Origin of the sequence: Pseudomonas sp. NPDC089547, assembly GCF_050280665.1 — a bacterium.
Classification (GTDB): Bacteria; Pseudomonadota; Gammaproteobacteria; order Pseudomonadales; family Pseudomonadaceae; genus Aquipseudomonas.
In genome coordinates, this window is sequence record NZ_JBNNVS010000011.1 from 72572 (window position 1) to 93347 (window position 20776).

The 20776-nt window shown below is 64.0% G+C and carries 18 protein-coding genes, 1 pseudogene and 1 riboswitch; of the genes and pseudogenes, 4 read left to right on the top strand and 15 right to left on the bottom strand.

Annotation, left to right across the window (positions count from 1 at the left end; translation table 11 throughout):
• Positions 1–11 precede the first annotated feature (11 nt).
• The 15 genes and pseudogenes from ACQKPZ_RS10455 to ACQKPZ_RS10525 all read right to left on the bottom strand — a co-directional run bounded on the left by ACQKPZ_RS10455 (position 12) and on the right by ACQKPZ_RS10525 (position 14672).
• Positions 12–401: a cobalamin biosynthesis protein gene (locus ACQKPZ_RS10455; RefSeq protein ID WP_427537499.1), complete on the bottom strand. Its 390-nt coding sequence runs from the start codon at positions 399–401 to the stop codon at positions 12–14.
• A complete protein-coding gene (locus ACQKPZ_RS10460; RefSeq protein ID WP_391136801.1) occupies positions 401–1087 on the bottom strand; it encodes a CbtA family protein in 687 nt (228 codons plus the stop codon). The genes ACQKPZ_RS10455 and ACQKPZ_RS10460 overlap by 1 nt, the downstream gene beginning before the upstream one ends.
• A 9-nt stretch (positions 1088–1096) precedes the next feature.
• On the bottom strand, positions 1097–1285 hold the full coding sequence (locus tag ACQKPZ_RS10465) for a CbtB domain-containing protein (RefSeq protein WP_391136798.1): 189 nt from the start codon (positions 1283–1285) through the stop codon (positions 1097–1099).
• Positions 1286–1383: 98 nt separating this feature from the next.
• Positions 1384–1606, bottom strand: a riboswitch (cobalamin riboswitch).
• Positions 1607–1875: 269 nt separating this feature from the next.
• Positions 1876–2976, bottom strand: a complete 1101-nt coding sequence (locus tag ACQKPZ_RS10470) for an LLM class flavin-dependent oxidoreductase (RefSeq protein ID WP_427537502.1) — start codon at positions 2974–2976, stop codon at positions 1876–1878.
• Between the two features lie 270 nt (positions 2977–3246).
• Positions 3247–4206: an RHS repeat-associated core domain-containing protein gene (locus tag ACQKPZ_RS10475; RefSeq protein WP_427537505.1), complete on the bottom strand. Its 960-nt coding sequence runs from the start codon at positions 4204–4206 to the stop codon at positions 3247–3249.
• An 86-nt stretch (positions 4207–4292) separates the two neighbouring features.
• Positions 4293–5081: an ABC transporter ATP-binding protein gene (locus ACQKPZ_RS10480; RefSeq protein WP_427537687.1), complete on the bottom strand. Its 789-nt coding sequence runs from the start codon at positions 5079–5081 to the stop codon at positions 4293–4295.
• Positions 5061–5915, bottom strand: a pseudogene (locus ACQKPZ_RS10485) (ATP-binding cassette domain-containing protein); the annotation flags it as partial. The gene ACQKPZ_RS10480 and the pseudogene ACQKPZ_RS10485, both read right to left, overlap by 21 nt.
• Entirely contained in the window at positions 5912–6802 is an 891-nt protein-coding gene (locus ACQKPZ_RS10490) for an ABC transporter permease (RefSeq protein WP_427537508.1), read from the bottom strand. The gene ACQKPZ_RS10490 and the pseudogene ACQKPZ_RS10485, both read right to left, overlap by 4 nt.
• A 2-nt stretch (positions 6803–6804) precedes the next feature.
• Positions 6805–7755, bottom strand: coding sequence for an ABC transporter permease (locus ACQKPZ_RS10495; protein ID WP_427537511.1), 951 nt, complete (start codon positions 7753–7755; stop codon positions 6805–6807).
• Entirely contained in the window at positions 7752–9380 is a 1629-nt protein-coding gene (locus ACQKPZ_RS10500; protein WP_427537514.1) for an ABC transporter substrate-binding protein, read from the bottom strand. Before ACQKPZ_RS10500 ends, ACQKPZ_RS10495 begins: the two co-directional genes overlap by 4 nt.
• 153 nt (positions 9381–9533) lie before the next feature.
• Positions 9534–10328: a class II aldolase/adducin family protein gene (locus ACQKPZ_RS10505; RefSeq protein ID WP_427537517.1), complete on the bottom strand. Its 795-nt coding sequence runs from the start codon at positions 10326–10328 to the stop codon at positions 9534–9536.
• 22 nt (positions 10329–10350) lie between these two features.
• Positions 10351–11295, bottom strand: coding sequence for a D-isomer specific 2-hydroxyacid dehydrogenase family protein (locus ACQKPZ_RS10510; RefSeq protein WP_427537520.1), 945 nt, complete (start codon positions 11293–11295; stop codon positions 10351–10353).
• Positions 11292–12428 (bottom strand): acyl-CoA dehydrogenase family protein, encoded by a 1137-nt coding sequence (locus ACQKPZ_RS10515; protein WP_427537523.1) that lies wholly within the window; start codon positions 12426–12428, stop codon positions 11292–11294. The genes ACQKPZ_RS10510 and ACQKPZ_RS10515 overlap by 4 nt, the downstream gene beginning before the upstream one ends.
• 222 nt (positions 12429–12650) lie before the next feature.
• Positions 12651–13541 (bottom strand): LysR family transcriptional regulator, encoded by an 891-nt coding sequence (locus ACQKPZ_RS10520; RefSeq protein ID WP_391136768.1) that lies wholly within the window; start codon positions 13539–13541, stop codon positions 12651–12653.
• 84 nt (positions 13542–13625) lie between these two features.
• Positions 13626–14672: a LacI family DNA-binding transcriptional regulator gene (locus tag ACQKPZ_RS10525; RefSeq protein ID WP_427537526.1), complete on the bottom strand. Its 1047-nt coding sequence runs from the start codon at positions 14670–14672 to the stop codon at positions 13626–13628.
• Positions 14673–14932: 260 nt separating this feature from the next.
• Here ACQKPZ_RS10525 and ACQKPZ_RS10530 point away from each other — a divergent pair, with 260 nt between their 5' ends.
• The 4 genes from ACQKPZ_RS10530 (at position 14933) to ACQKPZ_RS10545 (ending at position 20623) form a co-directional block, all read left to right on the top strand.
• Positions 14933–17149: a TonB-dependent receptor gene (locus ACQKPZ_RS10530; RefSeq protein ID WP_427537529.1), complete on the top strand. Its 2217-nt coding sequence runs from the start codon at positions 14933–14935 to the stop codon at positions 17147–17149.
• Between the two features lie 169 nt (positions 17150–17318).
• Positions 17319–18653: an LLM class flavin-dependent oxidoreductase gene (locus ACQKPZ_RS10535; protein WP_427537532.1), complete on the top strand. Its 1335-nt coding sequence runs from the start codon at positions 17319–17321 to the stop codon at positions 18651–18653.
• On the top strand, positions 18650–19693 hold the full coding sequence (gene mgrA / locus ACQKPZ_RS10540; protein WP_427537535.1) for an L-glyceraldehyde 3-phosphate reductase: 1044 nt from the start codon (positions 18650–18652) through the stop codon (positions 19691–19693). The genes ACQKPZ_RS10535 and mgrA overlap by 4 nt, the downstream gene beginning before the upstream one ends.
• A 3-nt stretch (positions 19694–19696) precedes the next feature.
• Positions 19697–20623: an aliphatic sulfonate ABC transporter substrate-binding protein gene (locus tag ACQKPZ_RS10545; protein WP_427537538.1), complete on the top strand. Its 927-nt coding sequence runs from the start codon at positions 19697–19699 to the stop codon at positions 20621–20623.
• The last annotated feature ends 153 nt before the right edge of the window (positions 20624–20776 follow it).

Genomic DNA, 20776 nt, shown 5'->3' on the forward strand with positions numbered 1-20776 from the left:
GAGTGAAGCGTTCAGCAGGCCAGGGCGATCGTTGCCGGGCCCAGTATCTGGCGGGTCAGTAACAGCCGGGCTGTAGTGCCAGCCTGCTGGCTGGCCAAGGCCAGCGCCGTGCTCTCGGCCACGCCCCAGCAGCCACTGTGGGCATGGGCGGCGGCAGAGCGGTGGCTGAGCAGTGGCTCAAAGACTTGCAGTTGCGCGCTATGGTACAGCACCAGCGGCAGGCCGAGGCGGTCGGCCAGCTGCTGCAAGCCAGCTTCATCGGCCTTGAGGCTGATGCTGGCAATGCCGCGCAGGTCTGCCAGCGCCAGGCCCTGGCTGGCCAGGGCTTGGTGCAGCAGGGTTTGCAGGGTATCCGCCGGGCATCCCCGGCGGCAGCCGAAGCCTGCGTAGAAGGCCGGCATCAGGCCTGGCTGGGGCGGCGGAACAGCCACGCACTGAGCAGGCCCAGGGCCAGCCAGAAAGCCGCGTTGGTCAGCCAGGAGGCCAGCTTGAACTGGGTCTCCAGGGCCTCGGGGGCCAGGCTCTCATGCACGTCGGGCTGTGGTGCGCCGATGACATGGGGGATTACCAGCAGCACGGCGCCCAGCGCCTTCAGCAGCCAGTGGCGGCCGAATACCAGCAAGGCCAGGCCCAGCGCGGTGGCGCTGGCGGTACCGATCCACCAGGCCTGGCGTTGCCCCAGGTCGGCGGCAGCAGTACCGGGCAGTTCCGGTGGCAGGCCCAGGGTGGGGGCCAGGCAGAACACGGCGAAGCCGGCCAGGCCCCACAGCGCACCCGTACTGGCACGCTGCGGCTCGCGCAGGCTGTACAGGGCCGCGAGGATCAGGGCGAAGCCAACGGCGACCACCAGGTTGCCACCGGTGGTGGACAGCACACGTTGCCAGCCGTCTTCCGGCGACCAGGCCTCGGCGCTGTGTTCATGGGCAGCTACTTCACTGCCATGTTCGTGGTGGGCAACGGGCGCCGAGGATTCGTACGTTTCCGCTTCAAGGATCAGCGGTGCGACCCAGAAGCTTTGCAGCAGGGTTAGCAGCAGGGCCGCAAGCAGCCCGCTGAAGCCCGCGGTACGGGCAATGCGCGTGATCATCAGGCGTACTCAGTGGCAGGGGAAGGCGGCGCTGTGGCGGGTGTCGTGGGCGGCGTTGTGCACGGCCTCGATGTGCGAGAAACCTGCGAAGTAAACCAGGCACAGGCCCAGCAGGCTGGCGCCGACGGCGATGACCAGGCGTTGGCTGAGGGTGACAGGGGTGGCAAGGCTGTGCTGCTTGGCGCTGGTGACGGGCATGACGCGTTCCTCTGCTTTTTTGTGGGCAACGGGCAAGCGCGGCAGCCCCGGGCGTGATCGCCCAGGGGAATGCAACAGCGCCCGCCCACCGCGGGGTGTTTGTTCGTGAACGCCAGGCCGGTCTCCGGGCTTGCGAGGAGGAGCAGGGCTCCTGAAAAGCGTCACCTTCCCATGCCGCACTACAAGGCACAGTGGTATGGACGCTTCGCTCGCTTACCGTTGCGGGGGCAGCACCGGGTTTGTCTTGCCCTGCTGGAGGGCGTGCGACGCACCGGTTTCCCGTTTCACCCCAAAAGGGGCACCTGAACGTGAGGCATAAGGAGAGCATGGGGTGGGCTTGGCGTCAATTGCCAGTTTACATAGGCGTGCCGCCTTACCTGTGGGATCGGGTTCACCCGCGAACACCGGCTTTGCCGGTGCCATGCACCGCGTTGGTTTCTTCGCGGGTGAACCCGCTCCCACAGGTATTTCACTGGCCTTGGCAACAGTTACGCTCCTTGTGACCACAACTGCGTCAGCGAATCTGAAGGCAGTGATATCCCTGTGGGAGCGGGCTTGCCCGCGAAGGGGCCAGTACAGCGAGTAGAGGCCTAGGCTGTGCGCGCGCTGCGCCCGGCCTCGCGCTGTTCGACCAGTGCCCGAATACGTGGGATCAGGTCTTGCCCATACTCCACCGCATCACGCAACTGGTCGAACCCACGGAACAGGAACGTACTAACCCCCAGCTCGTAATAAGCCAGCGCCGCCTCGGCCACCTGGTCCGGCGTCCCCACTAGCGAAGTGGAGTTACCTGCACCGCCCCCTAGCGCCGCAATCTCGGTCCACAGCCGGGTGTCATGCACCTTGCGCTGGCTGGCCAGCTGCACCAGGCGTTCGGAGCCGGCATTGCTCTTGCCGAAGTTCTTCTCGCGGCGGTTGCCCTGGCGGATGCCGATGCGCTCCTGGGCGTCGGCCAGGATACGCTCGGCGCGGGCCCAGGCTTCGGCCTCGGTGCCCCCCAGGATCGGCCGCAACGACAGGCTGAAGCGGATGTGCTTTTCGCGCCCGTAGCGGGCCGCGGCCTTGCGCACCTTGGCGATGCGCTCGCGCACCTGCTCCAGCGGCTCGCCCCACATCATGTACACATCGGCGTGCTTGGCGGCCACTTCGACGGCGGCGTCTGACGCGCCGGAGAAATAGATCGGCAGGTGCTGTACCGGCTTGACCAGCGTCAGGTTGTCCTCGACGCGGTAGTGGGTGCCTTGGTGGTCGAAGGGTTCGTGGCGGGTCCAGGTGTTGCGCAGCACCTGCAGGTACTCATCCGTGCGGGCATAACGGGCATCCTTGTCGAGGAAGTCGCCATCGCGCTGCAGGTCGCCGCTGTCGCCGCCGGTGATGACGTTGATCGAGGCCCGGCCGCGGCTCAGCTGGTCGAGGGTGGCGAACTGGCGGGCAGCGAAGGTTGGGGCCTGGAACCCTGGGCGGTGGGCGACCAGCAGGCCGATGCGCTCGGTAAGCGCTGCCACGTAGCTGGCAAGGATCATCGAGTCTGGCGCACTGGTGTTGACTGCCAGCAGCGCCTTGTCGAAGCCGCCGTACTCCTGGGCCTGGGAGAAGGCCTTGATGAACTCCAGATCAACCAGCGGACCTCGCGGCGCCTGGGATTCGCTGCTTTCCTGCGGGCCGATGAGGCCGATGAATTCGAGGCTCATGGGTGAAGCTCCTGTACTGTTGAGTGGGCGAGTCGGGCCGCGACAGGAGCGCATGCGTGATGCAGGGGAGACTGCCTGGCGGGGCGGTGGTGGATGGCCTCCGCCAGGTGTGGGGTCGGTCTTGGTGGGTAGACCATAGCGTGGGGTGGGTGGGGTTGTGAAAGGCTTTTTGGATCTATGCTAATCATGATTTTAAAGCATAATAACAATTTGATAATATGCTAAACAGGCATTTTGCTGTGATTGACAACCGGGATTGGCTGGGCCCCGTTAGTGGTTCTCCCGAATTTTTTTTGCTTTTTGAGGTTGAAAGCGCGTTTCAGAGTAGACACGGGGAAATTTTGTGAAATTGGGGTGTGGATCGGGAAACAAGCCAGGGAAAGGTTCTGAGAGCACACCGAGAATAAATTTTCCTGAGCGTGGGTACTCAGTGATAGACGAATAAATAATTCCGGCATATGCGTCCACCTTCATCCTGTTGAGGTCCGCAAATTGTTGTGCAAATGTGGGTCTTCCGCTCGAGGACAATCCGGTCAAGCAAGTGACAAAGGTAGCTTTTTGATAATCACTTGTCTTGATTCCATTATTTCCAAGCCAATCGGTGAAACCTTTTGCCGTCAGCTGTTTCGCGCCGACCTGAAGTGCATCGGTACCGCCGTGACTGTGGATCACCAATGACGGCTTCTTGAACAGTCCGCCCCCGGATCTGTAGATTCCGTATTCCTGATCGAATGATTTCAGTCTTTTCATGCTTTTTATGTAGTTGAATTTTTTCCCAAAAAATACACTCGGTAGTTGTGCAGCTCTCCCAAGCGGGTCAATAAGGTTCACTGGATCATTGCGCACATACGCATAGGCGCTGATTCCTCCTTCGCCAAAGGGGCTGCTGCTGTCGGGGCTCAAAAAACGCATCATTTCTGTCGAGTACCAACGATATCCTGCACCAAGGCCGTACATACCTGTGACGGTATCGCGGCGCTCACCATTGAAGGCAATAAGCAGTTTTGAAGTGGAATGGTAATACCCAAAGGCGGAGTGTGACAGCGCTTGCATGACATGACGGTCTGACATCGCGACAGAGGAGTGCGTGCTGTCTGAGGCAATCAATTCAGCAGAGGAGTCCCTGTCGCGTTGGATAGCGAGTGCCTGGTGGTCATCATTGATTATGCGAATGGTTGGGGATTGGGAAACTATTGAGGCTGGGCGATCTGACTGATAAAAGACAAACATGATGCAGGCTCCTGATTTTGCCTCAGCCTGAGATACTGCCGGCAGTCACGCAACTGGCAGAAATATCAGGCTGTGGGGCTACAAGCTCAAGCCGCTACAGTGACCAATCGCCCGGGAACGGCGGCAATCAGCTCTCGCGTATATTCACTCGTTGGCCTGTCGAACACCTGCGCTACCGTCCCTTGCTCCACCATCTGCCCCTGACGCAACACCAGCACCTGATCAGCCATGCTCGCTACCACCGCAAGGTCATGTGACACCAGCACATACGCCATGCCCAGCTCCCGTTGCAGCTCATCCAGCAGTGCCAGAATCTGTGCCTGCACCGACACATCCAGCGCACTCACTGGCTCGTCGAGCAGCAACAACTCCGGCTGCAACGCCAGCGCCCGGGCGATAGCCACGCGCTGGCGCTGGCCACCCGACAATTCGCGAGGCAGGCGGTCAAGGTAGCTGAGCGGCAGGTGCACGCGCTCGATCAGTTCGCGTGCACGCTGCTCCAATGCAGCACCTTTGAGAAGGCCAAATGACACCAGCGGCTCGACGATGCTGTCGAACACGGTAAACCGTGGGTCGAGGGCGGCGAAGGGATTCTGCTGCACCAGCTGCATACGCCGGCGCAAAGGGCGAAACTGCTGCCAGCTGTAACCGGTGACGTCCTGCTGGTCGAACAGAATGTGGCCGTGGCTGGGTGCTTCCAGGCCCAAGGCGATGCGCAATGTGGTGCTCTTGCCCGACCCCGACTCGCCGACAATGGCCAGTGTCTGCCCGGGGTGCACCTGCAAGTCGAGGCCTTGCAGGGCGACAAAACGGTTGTCCTGGCCTTTTACCTTGGGCAGGTCGAAGGCCTTGCCAACCCCGTGCAGGCTCAGGATCGGCTTTGCCCCAGGCGCCAAGGGGCGGGGCTGGCGCCGTGCACCGAATGCCGGTGCAGCATTGAGCAGGGCACGGGTATAGGGGTGTTGGGGGGCTTGCACGATCTGTACAGGTGGGCCTTGCTCGACCAGTTCGCCCTGCTTCATCACCAGCAGGCGGTCGGCGCGGTCGGTGGCCATGCCCAGGTCGTGGGTGATGATCAGCAGCGAGATGCCACGCTCGGCCACCAGCCGCTGCAAATGATCGAGGATCTTGCGCTGCACGGTTACGTCCAGCGCGCTGGTGGGTTCGTCGGCGATGATCAGGCGCGGGTTGCCGGCCAGGGCAATGGCAATCAGCACCCGTTGGCGCATGCCGCCAGACAGTTCGTGTGGGTATTGGCGGGCGCGCAAGGGCGGGTTGTCCAGGCCAACCTGAGTGAGCAGCTCCAGCACATCGGCATCGACGCTGCGCGACCGGCCGCCCTGGGCCAGCACCAGCGCTTCGCCGATCTGCTGGCCAATGCGCAAGGTGGGGTTGAGGCTGACCATCGGGTCCTGCGGCACCAGGCCTATGGTGCGCCCGCGTAATTGACGTTTCTGCCGTTCACTGGCCCGCGCCACATCCAGTCCGTTTACCCACAATTGGCCGCTGTCGATATGCGCGGTAGCAGGCAGCAGGCTGAGCAGGGCGTTGGCCAGGGTCGACTTGCCCGAGCCCGACTCGCCGACAATGGCCACGGTTTCACCCTGGGCCATGCTGAAGCTAAGGTGTTTGACGGCTTGCGTGGTATGGCTGGCTGCGCGGTAGCTGATGCACAGGTCGCGCACGGCAAGCAGTGGCTGGTCGTTCATCGTGCGTGCTCCTCGAAGGTACGGGCCAGGTGGTTGAGGCTGAACACCACCGCGACCACGAACAGGCCGGGCAGTAGCGATACCCAAGGGGCGGTGATCAAAAAGTGCCGGCCGTTGGCAATCAAGGTGCCCCATTCAGCGGCTGGCGGTGCTGCGCCAAAGCCGAGAAAACTCAGGCCGGCAGTGGCCAGGATGGCGGCACCGAAGTCCAGCGTGGCCAGCACGGCCACCGGCCCCCAGGTATTGGGCAGCACATGCCGCAGCAAGGTGCGGCGCCAGCTGGCGCCCCCCAGGCGTGCGGCCTCGACATAAGGCAGGGTCTTGACCCGTAGCACTTCGCCGCGGGTGGTGCGGGCAAAGCCAGGGATGATGCCGACACCCACGGCAATCGCTACCGGCACCGTGCCAAAGCCGATGGCAGTGACGATGGCCAGCGCCAGCAGCAGGCCTGGCAGGGCCAGCAGCACATCCACCAGGCGCATGAGGGCGGCATCCACGCGGCCGCCGGCAAACCCGGCCAGCACGCCCAGGCTCAGGCCACCGGCCAAGGCGATGCCAACCGCCAACAGTGCTGCCTGCACCGACAGGCTGGCGCCGTACACCACGCGGGTATACAGGTCGCGGCCCAGCTCGTCGGTGCCGAACCAGTGGGTGGCACTGGGGGCCCGCAGTTTGTCGAAGGGCGATGTGGCATAAGGGTCGAAGCTGGTCAGCCAGTGCGGCGCCAGTGCCGCCAGCAAGGCGAACAGCACCACCACCAGCGCCAGGCTGAAGCCCGGGCGTGCCAACAAAGGGGCGAGTGCCTGGCCCACGCGCTGCAGGCGGGTGCGGCGCTTCCAGGTTGCAGGCGGGGCGGCGGCTCGCAAGGGGTGAGTATCGGCGGTCATGGTCAGGTCACCTTCGTGGCGTGAGCGATACGGGGGTCGAGGTACGGGTACAGCAGGTCGACGATCAGGTTCACCAGCACGAAGGCGGCCGCAGACACCGCGACAATCGCCAGCACCACCGGAATGTCCTGCCTTAGCACCGCCTCCTGGGCAAGCCGGCCCACGCCGTTGCGCGAGAAGATGGTCTCGACCAGTACCGCCCCGGACACCGTGTTACCCACTTGCAGGCCCACCAGGGTGAGGATGGGTAACGCGGCGTTGCGCAGGCCATGACGCGCCTGAACCTGGGCACGGCTCAGGCCCTTGGCGAATGCGGTGGCGATGTAAGGCTCCTGCCACACACCCTGAAACCCGCGCTGCAGCACCTGGGCGTATACCGCGGCGCTGGGGATGGCCAACGTCACGGCCGGCAGCACCAGGCTGGCAAAGCCCTGGCTGCCGGTGGCCGGGAACCAGCCCAGGCCAAAGGCAAACACCTGGATCAGCAGCAGCCCCATCCAGAACACCGGCACCGAAAAGCCCAGCGATGGCAAGCGCGACAGCGCAACCTTCAACGGTTGCCATTGCAGGTAGGCGGTGAGGTAGGCCAGGCCGATGCCACCCAGTAACGACAGCACGATGGCAAAGCCGGCCAGCGCCAGGGTTTGCGGCAGGCGCTCGGCCAGCAGCGCAGTCACTGGCCGGTTCAACGACAGCGACTGGCCGAGGTCGCCATGCAATGCACGCCACAGCAGGTCGAAGTACTGCTCGAAGATACCCTTGTCCAGCCCGTAGTAGGCACGTGCCTTGGCAAGGTCCTCGGGCGACAGCCCATCGGCTTCCATGCCCGAGGCACTGAGCATGATCGCCAAGGTGTCGCCGGGCAGCATGTACAGGATGAAATAGGTGATGGTATAGGCGCCCCACAGCACCAGCAGCGCCTGGCCGATACGGCCGATCAGGTAGCGGTTCATGGCTGCGCGACCTGGATGTCACTGAGGAAAGCAAAGCCCTCGGCGGTCCAGCGGAAGTCCTTGACCCGTGGTGCGGTAGCGGCCTGCCACACGCGTTCGTACAGCGGGAACGCCGAGGCTTCATCCACCAGCAGGTCCTGCAACTGCCCATAGGCCTGGGCGCGTTGATCGTCGCGTGTGGCAGTGATGCCGTTGTCGAACAAGGTCTGCGCCTGGGCCAGGGTATGTGGTTCGTACGTATTGGTGGCCAAGGTGGCACTGCTGGCGGCGCGCGGATCGAGGATGGTTTGCAGGATGATCGGGTCGGCGCGGGTCATGTAGGTGGAGGTGAGGTCGTAGTTGCCCGAGGCGTTGCCGGCCACCCACTCGGCGCGGGTCAGCACATTCAGCTTGAGGTCGATGCCGACCTTGCGCAGTTGGTCCTGTACCAGCACATCACCGGCGCTTTCGGCGGGGGTGAGGTTGTAGCGCAGGGTCAGGCGCTTGCCGTCCTTGTGCCGGTAGCCATCGTCGCCCTTGCTCCAGCCGGCAGCATCCAGCAGGCGTTCGGCGCCTTGCGGGTCGTAGGCGAGCTTGTCGGCTTGAGGTTTGAAGTACGGTGTGGTCACGTCATACACCCCGGTTACTACCGGGAACTCGGCGTTGTATACGGTGTGCGCATAGCTGGTGCGGTCGATGGCCTTCTGCAAGGCCAGGCGCACCTGGCGGTCGCCGAGCAGGCGGTCGTTGCGGGTGTTGGGGTACAGGTTAAGCGCCGGGCCTGGCAGCGAGCGGCTCTGGATGGTCGCGCCTTTTGCCTGGAACAGTTTCAGGTCAACTTCGGAGAACGGGTTGCGCGGCCAGAGGATGTCGGCCTTGCCCTGCAGGAACAGGCCGTTGCGCACGCTTTCTTCGGGGATGTAGGTGATCTCCACGCGGTCGAGGTGGGCCGCGCCGGGGTTTTTGACGTTGGCCGAGGCCCAGGCGTAGTCCGCCCGCTTGACCAGGCTCGCGCCGACTTCCGGGGTGTAGTGTTCGAGGGTGAACGGGCCGGTGCCAATGATCTTGCCCAGCGAACGCTCCTGGGCGCTGAGCGCGTAGGAGGCGGGGGCGAGGATGGCCAGGTTGGTGGTGGAGGTGGCCTGCAGGAAGCCGGCGTTGGGGCGCGACAGCACCAGGCGTACGGTGAACGGGTCGACCACTTCGGCACGGTCGTAGCCTGCCAGGTAGGTGGCGCCAAAGGTGGCGGGCAGTTGTGTGGCGAACGCCTTGTTGCTGTCGAAGGCGGTTTTCACGGCTTGGGCGTCGAAGCGCTCGCCGTTGCTGAAGGTGACGTCCTGGCGCAGGTGGAAGGTGTATTGCAGCGCGTCGTCGCTGACTTCCCAGCTTTTCGCCAGCCATGGGATGATGCGGCCTGTGGCCGGGTCCTGGTCGGTGAGCGATTCGGCGACGTTGCGCAGCAATACACGGTGCTCCAGCCAGTAGACCTGGAACGGGTCGACGCTGACCAGCGTGGTGTTGTCGCCCCAGAAGGCGATGTTCAGGGTTTTGCTGGTGCTTTCTTCGCTGGAAGGGGAGCAGCCGGCGAGTGTGAAGGCCAGGGTGGCGCAGGCCAGCAGGTTTCTGGCCAGGTGGAATGGGGGCATTGGGTGATCCTTGCGTGATAGTGGTTTTGCCTGTGCTGGCCTCTTCGCGGGCACGCCCGCTCCCACAGGTACTGCATGCATTTCAAGATCGGTGCGATCCCTGTGGGAGCGGGCGTGCCCGCGAAGAGGCCGGTACAGGCCAAAGAAAACCTGTCAGTCCTGGTAATCCAGCCCCTCCCGGTCCAGCTGCCGGATCAGTGCATCCCAATGCCGCTGAATGCCTTCCCCCAACCCATCGGAAAACCGTTTCGATTGCTCATGCACCTTGGCAATCGCCGCCGGCGCCGCATGCAGCAACTGGTCATTGCCCCCGGCCTGCGCCGCCACCTGGATGTTGCAGGCGCGCTCCAGCCCATGCAGTTCGCGGAAGGCATGTTCCACGCTGACACCCCCGGTCAGCAGCCCGTGATTGCGCAGGATCAGGATGTTGCTGTCACCCAGGTTGGCCACCAGCCGTTGCTGCTCGTCCAGGTCCAGGGCGACGCCTTCGTAGTCGTGGTACACCACGCGGCTGTAGTACGCCAAGGCGTGCTGCGAGATCGGCAGCAGGCCATCACGCTGGGCCGACACCGCTGCGCCATCACGGGTGTGGGTGTGCAGCACGGCCTTGAGGTCATGCCGGGCGCGGTGGATGGCACTGTGAATGACATAGCCTGCCTGGTTGATGCCCAGGCCCAGCGGGTCGTCGATGATGGTGCCGTCCACATCCACCTTCACCAGGTTGGACGCGGTGATCTCGTCGAACAGCAGGCCGAAGGCATTGATCAGGAAGTGCTCGTCAGGCCCCGGTACGCGTGCCGAAAAATGCGTGTAGATGTGGTCGGTCCAGCGGAACAGTGCGGCCAGGCGGTAGGCGGCTGCCAGCTTTACCCGCACCTCCCATTCCTCGGCGCTGACCCGTTGGCGCACAGTGTTTTCCTGGGGGGGGACGATAGACAGTGCAGTCATGGTGTTCTCCAAAATGTGTGGTTCAGTAGCCGCGCTGGGTGTCGACCAGGTTGAGCAGCGGCGCCTGTTCGCGATAACGGGAAAAGTTGTCGAGGAATGCCTCCAGCAGCGCCGGGTAGCCATCCTCGGAAATGGCTGAGGTGTGCGGTGACAGGAATACCCGTGGGTGGTGGTACAACGGGTGGCCCGCCGGCAGCGGTTCGGGTTCGGTGACATCGAGGCTGGCGCGGCCGATCAGCCCGCTGTCCAGGGCATCGAGCAGGGCGTCCTGATCCAGCAGGCCGCCACGGGCGATGTTGACCAGGTGCAGCCCGGGCTTTGCCTGGGCCAGTACCTGGCGGTCGATCAGGCCACGGGTGGCGGGGGTGAGCGGGGCGGCGATGACCAGGTGATCGCTGCCGGCAAACAGCTGCTGCAGGTTGTCGACGCGCCGCACGCCCGGCACCTCGGCAATGGGCTGGCCTGGGCGGTTCAGCGCCAGTACCGGCATGCCCAGGGCGCTTGCCTTGCGTGCCAGGCTCTGGCCGATGCTGCCGAAGCCGAAGATGCCCAAGGTGCGGCCACGTACGGGGGCCAACGGCGTCAGGCGCCAGTCGGCATCCTTTACCCACAGGCCCGGCAATTGCTTGGCAGCGGCGAACACCAGCGCCAGGGCAAACTCAGCCACCTGCTCGGCATTGGCGCCGCGGCCGCTGGTGACCGGTGGCCCCTGGAACACCCAGTCGGGGTAGAAGTCGATGCCCGAGGACACCACCTGCACCCAGCGCAACGTCCACGGCCAGCCGGCTGGAGGGGTGTCTACGCGGTTACCGCGTACATTGATCGGGCGCACGATGAACACGTCGGCAGGGACATCCAGCTGCAACTGGCCCGGGGCGATATCGATTACCTCATGGTCGGGCAGTTGATCGCGCAGGTATTGGTTGGCCGGTGCGTCCAGTTGGCTGGCGATGATCGAATGGCTCATGCCGCCACCTCCGTCAGTGCGGCGCGGCCGACATGGCCGAGCACCACGTCGTCCTGAGGGGTGTGGATGCGGCTGCACAGCACATCACGGTAGTGCCGCTCCAGCGGGTTGCGCCGCGACAGGCCAGGGTTGCCGGCAGCCTCGATGGCCAGCTCTACGGCCTGGATGGCGTTGCGGCTGACCAGGTGCTTGAGCTGCCCGGCATGGCGCGGATCGACCTGTCCGGTCACGGCCGCGTTAAGCAGGCTCTGGTTGGCGAACAGCAACGTGTCGATACGCCCGACCACGTCCTGGAAACGCGCCAGGCTGGCCAGCGGTGCACCCAGGTTGGACGGCACCCGCTGGTTCAGGAACTGCACCAGCCAGTCGCGTGCGGCCTGGGCCACACCGTCGTAAAGCGCCGGTAGCAGCACTGCCATCCACAGCAGGCCGGTGCTGTCGAGTTCGGGGCGTGGTGCGCTGGCCGGGCTGACGCTGACAGCATGATCGAGCGGGATCAGCACCTCGTCGAACTGCACCTCATGGCTGCAGGTGGCGCGCATGCCCAGGTGGTCCCAGTCTTCGACGATCCGAATGCCCGGGGTGTCCTTGTGCACCAGGAAGCCGCCCACCAGTGGGTCCTGGTCGTCGCTGCGGGCCCACACCAGGTACCAGGTCAGGCCATGGCTGCCGGTGGAGTAGATCTTGCGCCCGGACAACCGCCAGCCTTCGGCAGTGCGCCGGGCGAGGGTGGCCGGCAGGCCGCCGCGGGCTGGGGTGCCCAGTTCCGGTTCTACGCGAAATGCGTTGATCAGCGCGCCGTCGGCCACTGCGGTGCGGGCCACTTGCAGGCGCAGGTGCTCAGGCCAGCGGGCTTCGTCCTGCAGGCGAAAGTGCTGCAGGTACTGCATCACCAGGATCAGGGCGGTCGACGGGCAACCTTTGCCGACGGCAGCAATGACCTGGCGTGCACTGGCCAGGTCGGCACCGCCGCCGCCCAGGTCGCGGGGCACCGTGAAACCCAGCAGGCCATGGCGGTGCAGCAGGCTGAAGTTGTCGGCGGGGAATTGACCGCTGCGGTCGTAGCGTTCTGCGTTGGCGGCCAGGGCCTGGGTGAGTTCGGCAAGTGCGCTGGCGGAAGGGGGGTGACTCATGGGTATTCATCCCTGGAACACGGTGGGTTTCTAAGACCGTATTCGTATGGATGAGCGCTGTAAAAGTCTTTTTAGTTCTATGCTAATTATTAGATGTAAGAATTACATAGATTAATTGTTATGCAGTTTTGTTATTTTAATGGGATTGGGTCATGGGGGGCTGCTGCGCAGCCCTTTCGCGACGCAAGGCCGCTCCTACAGGGAACTGTGCTCCGCGGCAGCTCAACCACAGAGCTGCTGGCCAGCCACCCGACCGAACAGTTCAACGGGCTCCTGCAAGTTGCCCAGGTAGCGTGGGTGGAACAGCCACAGGTCCACCTGCGGTTTGAAGTCCGTCACATTGACCACGTCCAGCGCATCCCGATGGCGGCTGTTCTGCAACAACGGTTCGGGCACCAGCCCGAGCCCCTGCCCATTGGCCACCAGGCCCAGTTGCAGCTCGGTACCAAAGGTCTCCAGGTTGATCGACAGGCTCAGCCCCTGTTCGCTCAGGGCACGCTGCAGCCCGGCGCGGAAGCCGCAACCATCGGGGTTGAGCACCCAGCCGCGGGTGTAGCAGTCTTTCAGCTTGAGGCTGCGCTTGCCGCTACTGCCCTTGGCCGCCACCACCCGTAGCGGCATGCGTGCAATCGACTGGCTGGCAATGCCCTCGGGGAAGATCTTGCCCGGTGGGAACAGGGCGGCGGCGGCATCCAGTTCGCCGTTTTCCATGCGGGCGATCAGGCTGCTGCCCCAGCCGCTGGTAACCTGGGTGCGCAGGTCCGGGTAGGTTTCACGGATTTGCGCCAAGGCATCGAGCAGCACCACATCGCCCAGGGTTTGCGGAACGCCCAGGCGCAGGGTGCCGGACGGCGCGCCGTCGTTGGCCACCAGTTCGCGCAGCGAGTCGATCTCACGCAGTATCGCCTTGCACTGCTCGTACACCCGCAGGCCCATGGGGGTGGGCTTCAGCGGTTTGGTGTTGCGGTCGAGCAGGGTGGCGCCCAGGTCTTCTTCGAAGTTCTGCACCCGGCGGGTGATGGCCGGCTGGGTCAGTTGCAAAGCCTCGGCGGCGAGGTTGGTCGACTGGCAACGGATGACGGCCACGAAGGCGTCCATGTCATCGATTTTCATATACGGCGCTCACATAGTGGGGCGGTGGGACATACCTGAGGAGAATAATCCTCATTGCTTGGAATGTCACAACCGCTGTGCCCCTTACGCGCTCTCCCGGGCAATCAGCTCACACGCCAACAGGTTCAGCCGCTGTACCTCACCTTCACACTCCACCACCCCCAGGTGCTGGAGCACCCGCAGCGCCGCCACTTCGCCAATTTCCCGCGAGGGTGGGCGCAGGGTGGTCAGGCTGGGCAACAGCATGTCGGCAAAGGGGTAATCGCCAAAGCCGACGATGGCCATGTCTTCAGGCAGGCGCAAACCGGCGCGTTGGCCGGCCAGCAGGGCGCCAGCGGCCAGGTTGTCATTGGCGAAGATGATTGCTTCGGGCCGTGGGGCACGGCGGATCAACGCTTCCATGGCCTGCTTGCCCGCCTCGAACGGCGCGCAGTCGGCCGAAGGCACGAATACCCAGGGCTCGAGCCCGGCTTCCTGCAATGCTTCGACGTAGCCATCACGCCGCTCCAGCGCGCTAAGGTCACCGGCTGCACTGTTCTGCACGAATGCGATGCGCCGGTGGCCCTTGCCCAGCAAGTAACGGCAAGCCTGCACCCCCACCTGATGATGAAGAAAACCTACCTGCAACGGCGCCCGTTCCGGGCGGTAATCCCAGATTTCCACCACGGGCACGTCTGCGTCGGCCAGCATCTTTTCCGTGGCCGGGCTATGGAAATGGCTCGTGACCACCAAGGCCGCCGGCGACCAGCCAAGAAAGGCCCGCACCGCGCTTTCTTCCTGCGCTTCGCTGAAGTAACTGGACGCCAGCAGCAGCTGATAGCCATGCCTGCCGAGGGTATCGCTGAAGGCCTGGATAGTCTGGGCGAAGATCGGCCCGGAGATGTTCGGGATCACCATGCCGACAATGCGCCCGCGCGCCGAGGCAAGCCCCCCGGCGACCAGGTTGGGCACATAGCCCAGTGCCTGCACGGCGGCTTCGATACGCTCGCGCAAAGGCGGCGAAACCTGGTCTGGCTGGTTGAAGTAGCGCGACACGCTGATGGCCGAAACCTCAGCATGCCGTGCTACCTCCGCGAGGGTGACGCGGCCTGCGCCGCGGCGCTTGCGGGGTGGATCCTTGGCCTGGCTCACCGGGCTGCCTCCTGGGGAAATGGCGCGATGTTAGCGCTAACGGGAAGGCGCTTGGCAAATAGCTTAATTGCATATAAGCCTGACTTTTAAGTATTTGACGTGCTAAGCGGACCCCTCTGATACTTGTTCATGTTAGCGCTAACAAGCGCTGCTGTTGGCAAGCGCCTGCCACTCGCACGAGCGAGACCAGACAACCACAGCAATTCCGTGTCGGCCCCGCCAGAGGGGGCCTGGTCTGGTTTCCCGAGGCAGTGAGCATCATGCATAAAAGCCGTACACCGTTCCCCGCTACGCAACGTCGGCCATTGGCCGCAGCCATCCTTCTGGCCGCTTTCGGCCAAGGCGCCCAGGCAGCCGAACCGGCTGAAGCGGGCGCTCCACAGGCCACCGCATTGGGCGCTGTGACCGTTACAGCCACGCGTCGCGAAGCCACCTTGCAGGAAGTGCCAGTGGCGGTGTCGGTGATCGATGGCGAGCAGCTGGAGCGCGACAACCGCAACAACGTTGCCAGCATCGTCCAGCAAGTGCCTACGCTCAATTATCGCGCCGGCGCTTCCAACAAGGACACTTCGCTGTTCATCCGTGGCGTGGGTACCATTTCCACCTCGCCGGGCGTCGAGCCAACGGTGGCTACGGTGGTTGACGGCGTGGTGTTCGGCCGGCCGGGCCAGTCGACCCTGGACCTGCTGGACCTGGAGCGCATCGAAGTACTGCGCGGGCCACAGGGTACGCTGTTTGGCAAGAACGCCTCGGCCGGTGTGCTCAACGTGGTCAGCAAGGCCATCCCCGAGCAGACCCAGGGCTATGTGGACTACTCGCATTTCGGTGGTGGCGATGAGAACCGCCTGCGCTTTGGCATAGGCGGGCGCCTGAACGAGCAGTTGAAGGGGTCGTTGAGCACCTTGTGGGGCGACTACGATGGCAATGTCGAGAACGTCGCCAATGGCCACGATGTCAATGGCTACGAACGCAAAGGCGCCCGCGGCAAGCTGGAGTTCGAGCCTAACGAAGACCTGCGCCTGACCCTGATCGCCGACTACATGAAGGGTGAGGACACCTTGCCCAGCGGCGTGATCACCAGTGCCAGCGCTGCATTTGCCAGCCAGTTGCGCCCGGTGACGCCCAGCGCACACAACCGCGACATCAACAGCGACTTCAAGACCCACGTCGAGGACGAGAACCAGGGGCTGTCGGCGCAGCTGGACTGGCAGTTGGGCGACTACACCCTGACTTCGATCAGCGCCTGGCGAGGCTGGGACAACACCCAGTACCAGGACGGTGACCGCCGTGCCTTGCTGCCGGTGACCGCATCCCACGACAAGGGCACGGTGGACTATGACCAGTACAGCCAGGAGTTTCGCCTGACCTCGCCCAAAGGCCAGTTCAACGAGTATGTGCTTGGCGCCTTCTACATGCACGGCACTTCAAACGAGACCTACCAGCGCCTGTCGGTCAACGGTGGTGTCGCCAACAGTGGCCGCGCCGACTATTCCACCACCAACGACAGTGTTGCGCTGTTCGGCGAGAACACCTTCAGTTTCACCGACGACTTGCGGGCCATATTCGGCCTGCGCTGGACCCACGACGACCTTGAGTATGACCACCGTCGTGTCTCCACCTCGGCCACTGCTGTGACCGGCATCCAGCCCTCGACCGCAAGTTCCGGCTCGGTGGACGAGGACGGCTGGAGCGGCCGGACCGGCCTGCAATACGACTTCAACGACAACCTGACCGGCTACGTCACCTACTCGCGCGGCTACAAGGGCCCGGCTTACAACGTGTTCTTCAACATGCAGCCGCGTGACACCGAGGCGCTCAAGCCCGAGACCTCCGATGCCTACGAAATCGGCCTGAAAAGCACCGCGCTGGACAACCGCCTGACCGCCAACCTGGCGGTGTTCCACACCGATTACGACAACTACCAGGCCAACTTCTTCGACACCGTGGCCAACCAGGTGGTGACCCGGCTGGTCAACGCCGGTAAGGTCAAGACCCAGGGTGTGGAGCTGGATGCCAGCTTCCAGGCCACCTCGCGCCTGAAGCTGTCGACCGCCGTAGCTTACACCAAGGCTCGCGTCGACCACTTCAACTGCCCTGCGGGTGCGGCAGCCAACTGCAACATCGACGGTGGCCGCCTGCCGTTCACGCCGGACTGGAAGACCTACCTGCGCGCCGATTACGTGATCCCGCTGGACAACGGCCTGGATGTGGAACTGAGCAGCGACTACAGCTGGCAGGACGCCGTGCAGTTCAGCCTTGACCAGAACCCGGACACCGTGCAGGGCGCCTATGGCATCTGGAACGCCAGCATTGCCTTGGCCGATTACAACGATGGCTGGCGCGTGGCGCTGCTGGGCAAGAACCTGGGCGACAAGTCGTATGCGCAGATGCTGGCCAGTGGCGGCGACTACATCTACCGCTCGGTACCGCGCGATGACGGGCGCTACTTCGGCGTGCAACTGCGCAAGGACTTCTGACTGGATACAGCCTTCATGTCTTGCTCAAAACCTAAAAGGTTGCGCGGTCACTGTGGGAGCGGCTTTAGCCGCGAATACCGGCGCAGCCGGTGCCATATACCGCGTTGCATGCTTCGCGGGTGAACCCGCTCCCACAGGGATCGCGGTCTTTTCGGACAAGGAGAACAACATGCCCCGCCAAATGAGCCTGGGTGCTTTCCTCATGGCCACCGGTCACCACGTGGCCGCCTGGCGCCACCCGGACGTACCGGCCGACCCGTTGGATTTCGCCACCTACAAGCGCACCGCACAAATCGCCGAAGCCGCCTGCTTCGATGCCTTGTTCGTGGCTGACAGCGTAGCCGCACCCAGCGACCCGCTGGCCAGCCACAGCGCCCGCTCGGTGTATTTCGAACCCTTGACCCTGCTGTCGGCGCTCAGTGCGCTCACCGAACGCATCGGCCTGATCGCCACCGCCACTACCAGCTACAACGAGCCGTACCATGTGGCGCGCAAGTTTGCCTCGCTCGATCACCTGTCTGCAGGCCGGGCCGGTTGGAACCTGGTCACCTCCGACGCAGCCGCCGAAGCCGGCAACTTCGGCCGCCAGGCGCACATTGCACATGCCGAGCGGTATGCCCGCGCCCGAGAATTCCAGCAGGTGGTGCAGGGCCTGTGGGACAGCTGGGCCGATGACGCCTTTGTGCGTGACAAGGCCAGTGGCCGGTTCCACGACCCGCAAGCCGTGCGTGCCCTTGACCATGTCGGCGAGCACTTTCGCGTCAAAGGCCCGCTCAACGTCGCCCGTTCGCCACAGGGGCGGCCGGTGCTGGTGCAGGCCGGCTCGTCCGAGACGGGGCGTGAGCTGGCTGCCCAAAGCGCCGAAGTGGTGTTTACCGCCCAGCCCAGTCTGGCCCGTGCACAGGCCTTCTATGCCGACCTCAAGGGGCGCCTGGCCCGTCATGGGCGAGATGAGCAATCACTGAAAATCATGCCCGGCGTGTTCGTGGTCGTGGGGCAAAGCCAGGCGCAGGCCGAGGACAAGTACGACGCGTTCCAGAGGCTGGTCGACCCCCGTGTCGGGGTTGGCCTGCTTGGGCGCATGCTGGGCAATTTCGACCTGTCCGGTTACCCGCTGGACGGCCCGCTGCCGGAGCTGCCGCCCACCGAAGACGGCCAACGCAGCCGCCAGCAGTTACTGACCGAACTGGCCGGCAACGAGCAACTGACCCTGGCCCAGTTGGGCCGGCGCATTGCCGGGGGGCGAGGGCACTACAGCCTGGTCGGCACCCCGGTGCAGATCGCCGATGAACTGCAAGCCTGGTTCGAAGGCGGCGCTGCCGATGGCTTCAATGTGCTGGTGCCGCACCTGCCCCTGGGCCTGGAAGACGTCGCCCTGCATGTGGTGCCCGAGTTGCAGCGGCGTGGCCTGTTCCGCCGTCAGTATCAAGGCCACACCCTGCGCGAACACCTGGGCTTGCAGCGCCCAGCCAACCCTTACTTTGCCAAACGAGGTCAACCATGAGCTACTCCGCGAACCCCGCGCGCTATGCGCGCATGCCTTATCGCCGCGTGGGCCGCAGCGGCCTGGTGCTGCCGGCCTTGTCCCTGGGCCTGTGGCACAATTTTGGCGATGCTACGCCTATCACCACTCAACGCGCCTTGCTGCACACGGCGTTCGATGCCGGCATCAACCATTTCGACCTGGCCAACAACTACGGCCCGCCTTATGGCAGCGCCGAGACCAACTTCGGCCGGCTGCTGCGTGAAGACCTGCGCAGTTACCGCGACGAGCTGATCATTTCCAGCAAGGCCGGCTGGGACATGTGGCCGGGGCCGTACGGGCAGGGTGGCAGTTCGCGCAAATACCTGATTTCCAGCCTGGACCAGAGCCTGGCGCGGCTGGGCCTGGACTACGTCGACATCTTTTATTCGCATCGCTTCGATGCCGACACGCCACTTGAAGAAACGGCCATTGCGCTGGCCGACATCGTGCGCCAGGGCAAGGCGCTGTACATTGGTATTTCTTCTTATTCTGCGGGGAAAACCGCCGAAATTGCGGCGTTGCTTGAGGCATTGAAGGTGCCGCTGCTGATTCACCAGCCGTCGTACAACCTGTTCAACCGTTGGATCGAGCGCGACCTGCTCGATACCACCGAAACAGTGGGCGCCGGGGTGATCGTGTTCACTGCGCTGGCCCAGGGGCTGCTGAGCGACAAATACCTGAATGGCATCCCTGCCGATGCTCGGGTCAACCGCGCTGGCGGCGGTTCACTGCTGCCCCAGCATTTGTCAGCAGCCAACATCGCCCGTGCCCGCGCCCTGAACGAGATCGCCCGTCAGCGCGGCCAGAGCCTGGCCCAACTGGCGCTGGCCTGGACGCTGCGTGACCCTCGCGTAACGTCTGCCTTGATCGGTGCCAGCCGGCCCGAACAGATCACCGAGAACGTTGCTGCGCTCGACAACCTGGCGTTCAGTGCCGAAGAGTTGGCCGCCATCGACGAGTACGCCGTGGAAGGCGGGATCAACTTGTGGGAAAAACCCTCGACCGACTGGAAGGAGTGACCGATGCACGTGCTACGCCTTGCCATGTTGCTGTTGCTGACCTTTGCCGCAGCCGCCCAGGCCGCAGACCCGGCAACCTTGCGCATTGGTTATCAGAAAGGCTCGATCAGCCTGGTGCTGGCCAAGCAGCATCGGTTGCTGGAGCAACGCTTTGCCGACACCCGCGTGGAATGGATCGAGTTCCCGGCCGGGCCGCAGATGCTCGAAGCGTTGAACATTGGCAGCCTTGATATCGGCTCGACCGGTGATATACCGCCGATCTTCGCCCAGGCTGCCGGCGCCGACCTGTTGTACATCGGCGCCGAACCGCCCAAGCCCCAGGCCGAGGTTATTCTGGTGCCCAAAGACAGCCCGGTCCGCGCAGTGGGTGAGCTCAAGGGCAAACGCATCGCTTTGCAGAAGGGCTCCAGCGCCCATAACCTGCTGTTGCGTGCCTTGGCCAAGGCCGGGCTGAGCATGCGCGATGTGCAGCCGGTGTACCTGGCACCGGCCGATGCCCGGGCGGCGTTCGAGCGGGGTAGTGTGGATGCCTGGGCGATTTGGGACCCGTTCTACTCGGCCATCGACATGGAGGGCAAGGCACGGCTGCTGGCTGACGGCCAGGGGTTGGGCCTGATCGGGCCGTTCATGTTGGGCTCACGCAGCTATGTCGAAGCCCATGGCGCCTTTGTCGGGCAATTGCTGGATGAAATCAGCCGGGCCGAGGCGCTTACCCGCAGCGACGAGGCCGGGAGCATTCGTTTGCTGGCGCAGTTCATGGGCTTGCCGGTGGAGGTAGTGCGGCGCAGCTTCAGCCACCGGCCAGCGTCACCGGTATTGCCGGTAACAGATGAGATCGTGGCGGCGCAGCAGCATACCGCTGAGTTGTTCTTCGACAACAAGATACTACCCAGGCGGATCGACATCGCCGGGGCGGTGTGGCGGCGGTGACTTACCTTTCGGGCTGGCAGCGGCCCCTGTAGGAGCGGCCTTGTGTCGCGATGGGCTGCGAAGCAGCCCCGGATGTCAGCGTAGAAACACAAATCGCCGGGGCTGCTTCGCAGCCCATCGCGACACAAGGCCGCTCCTACAAATGATTGTGTG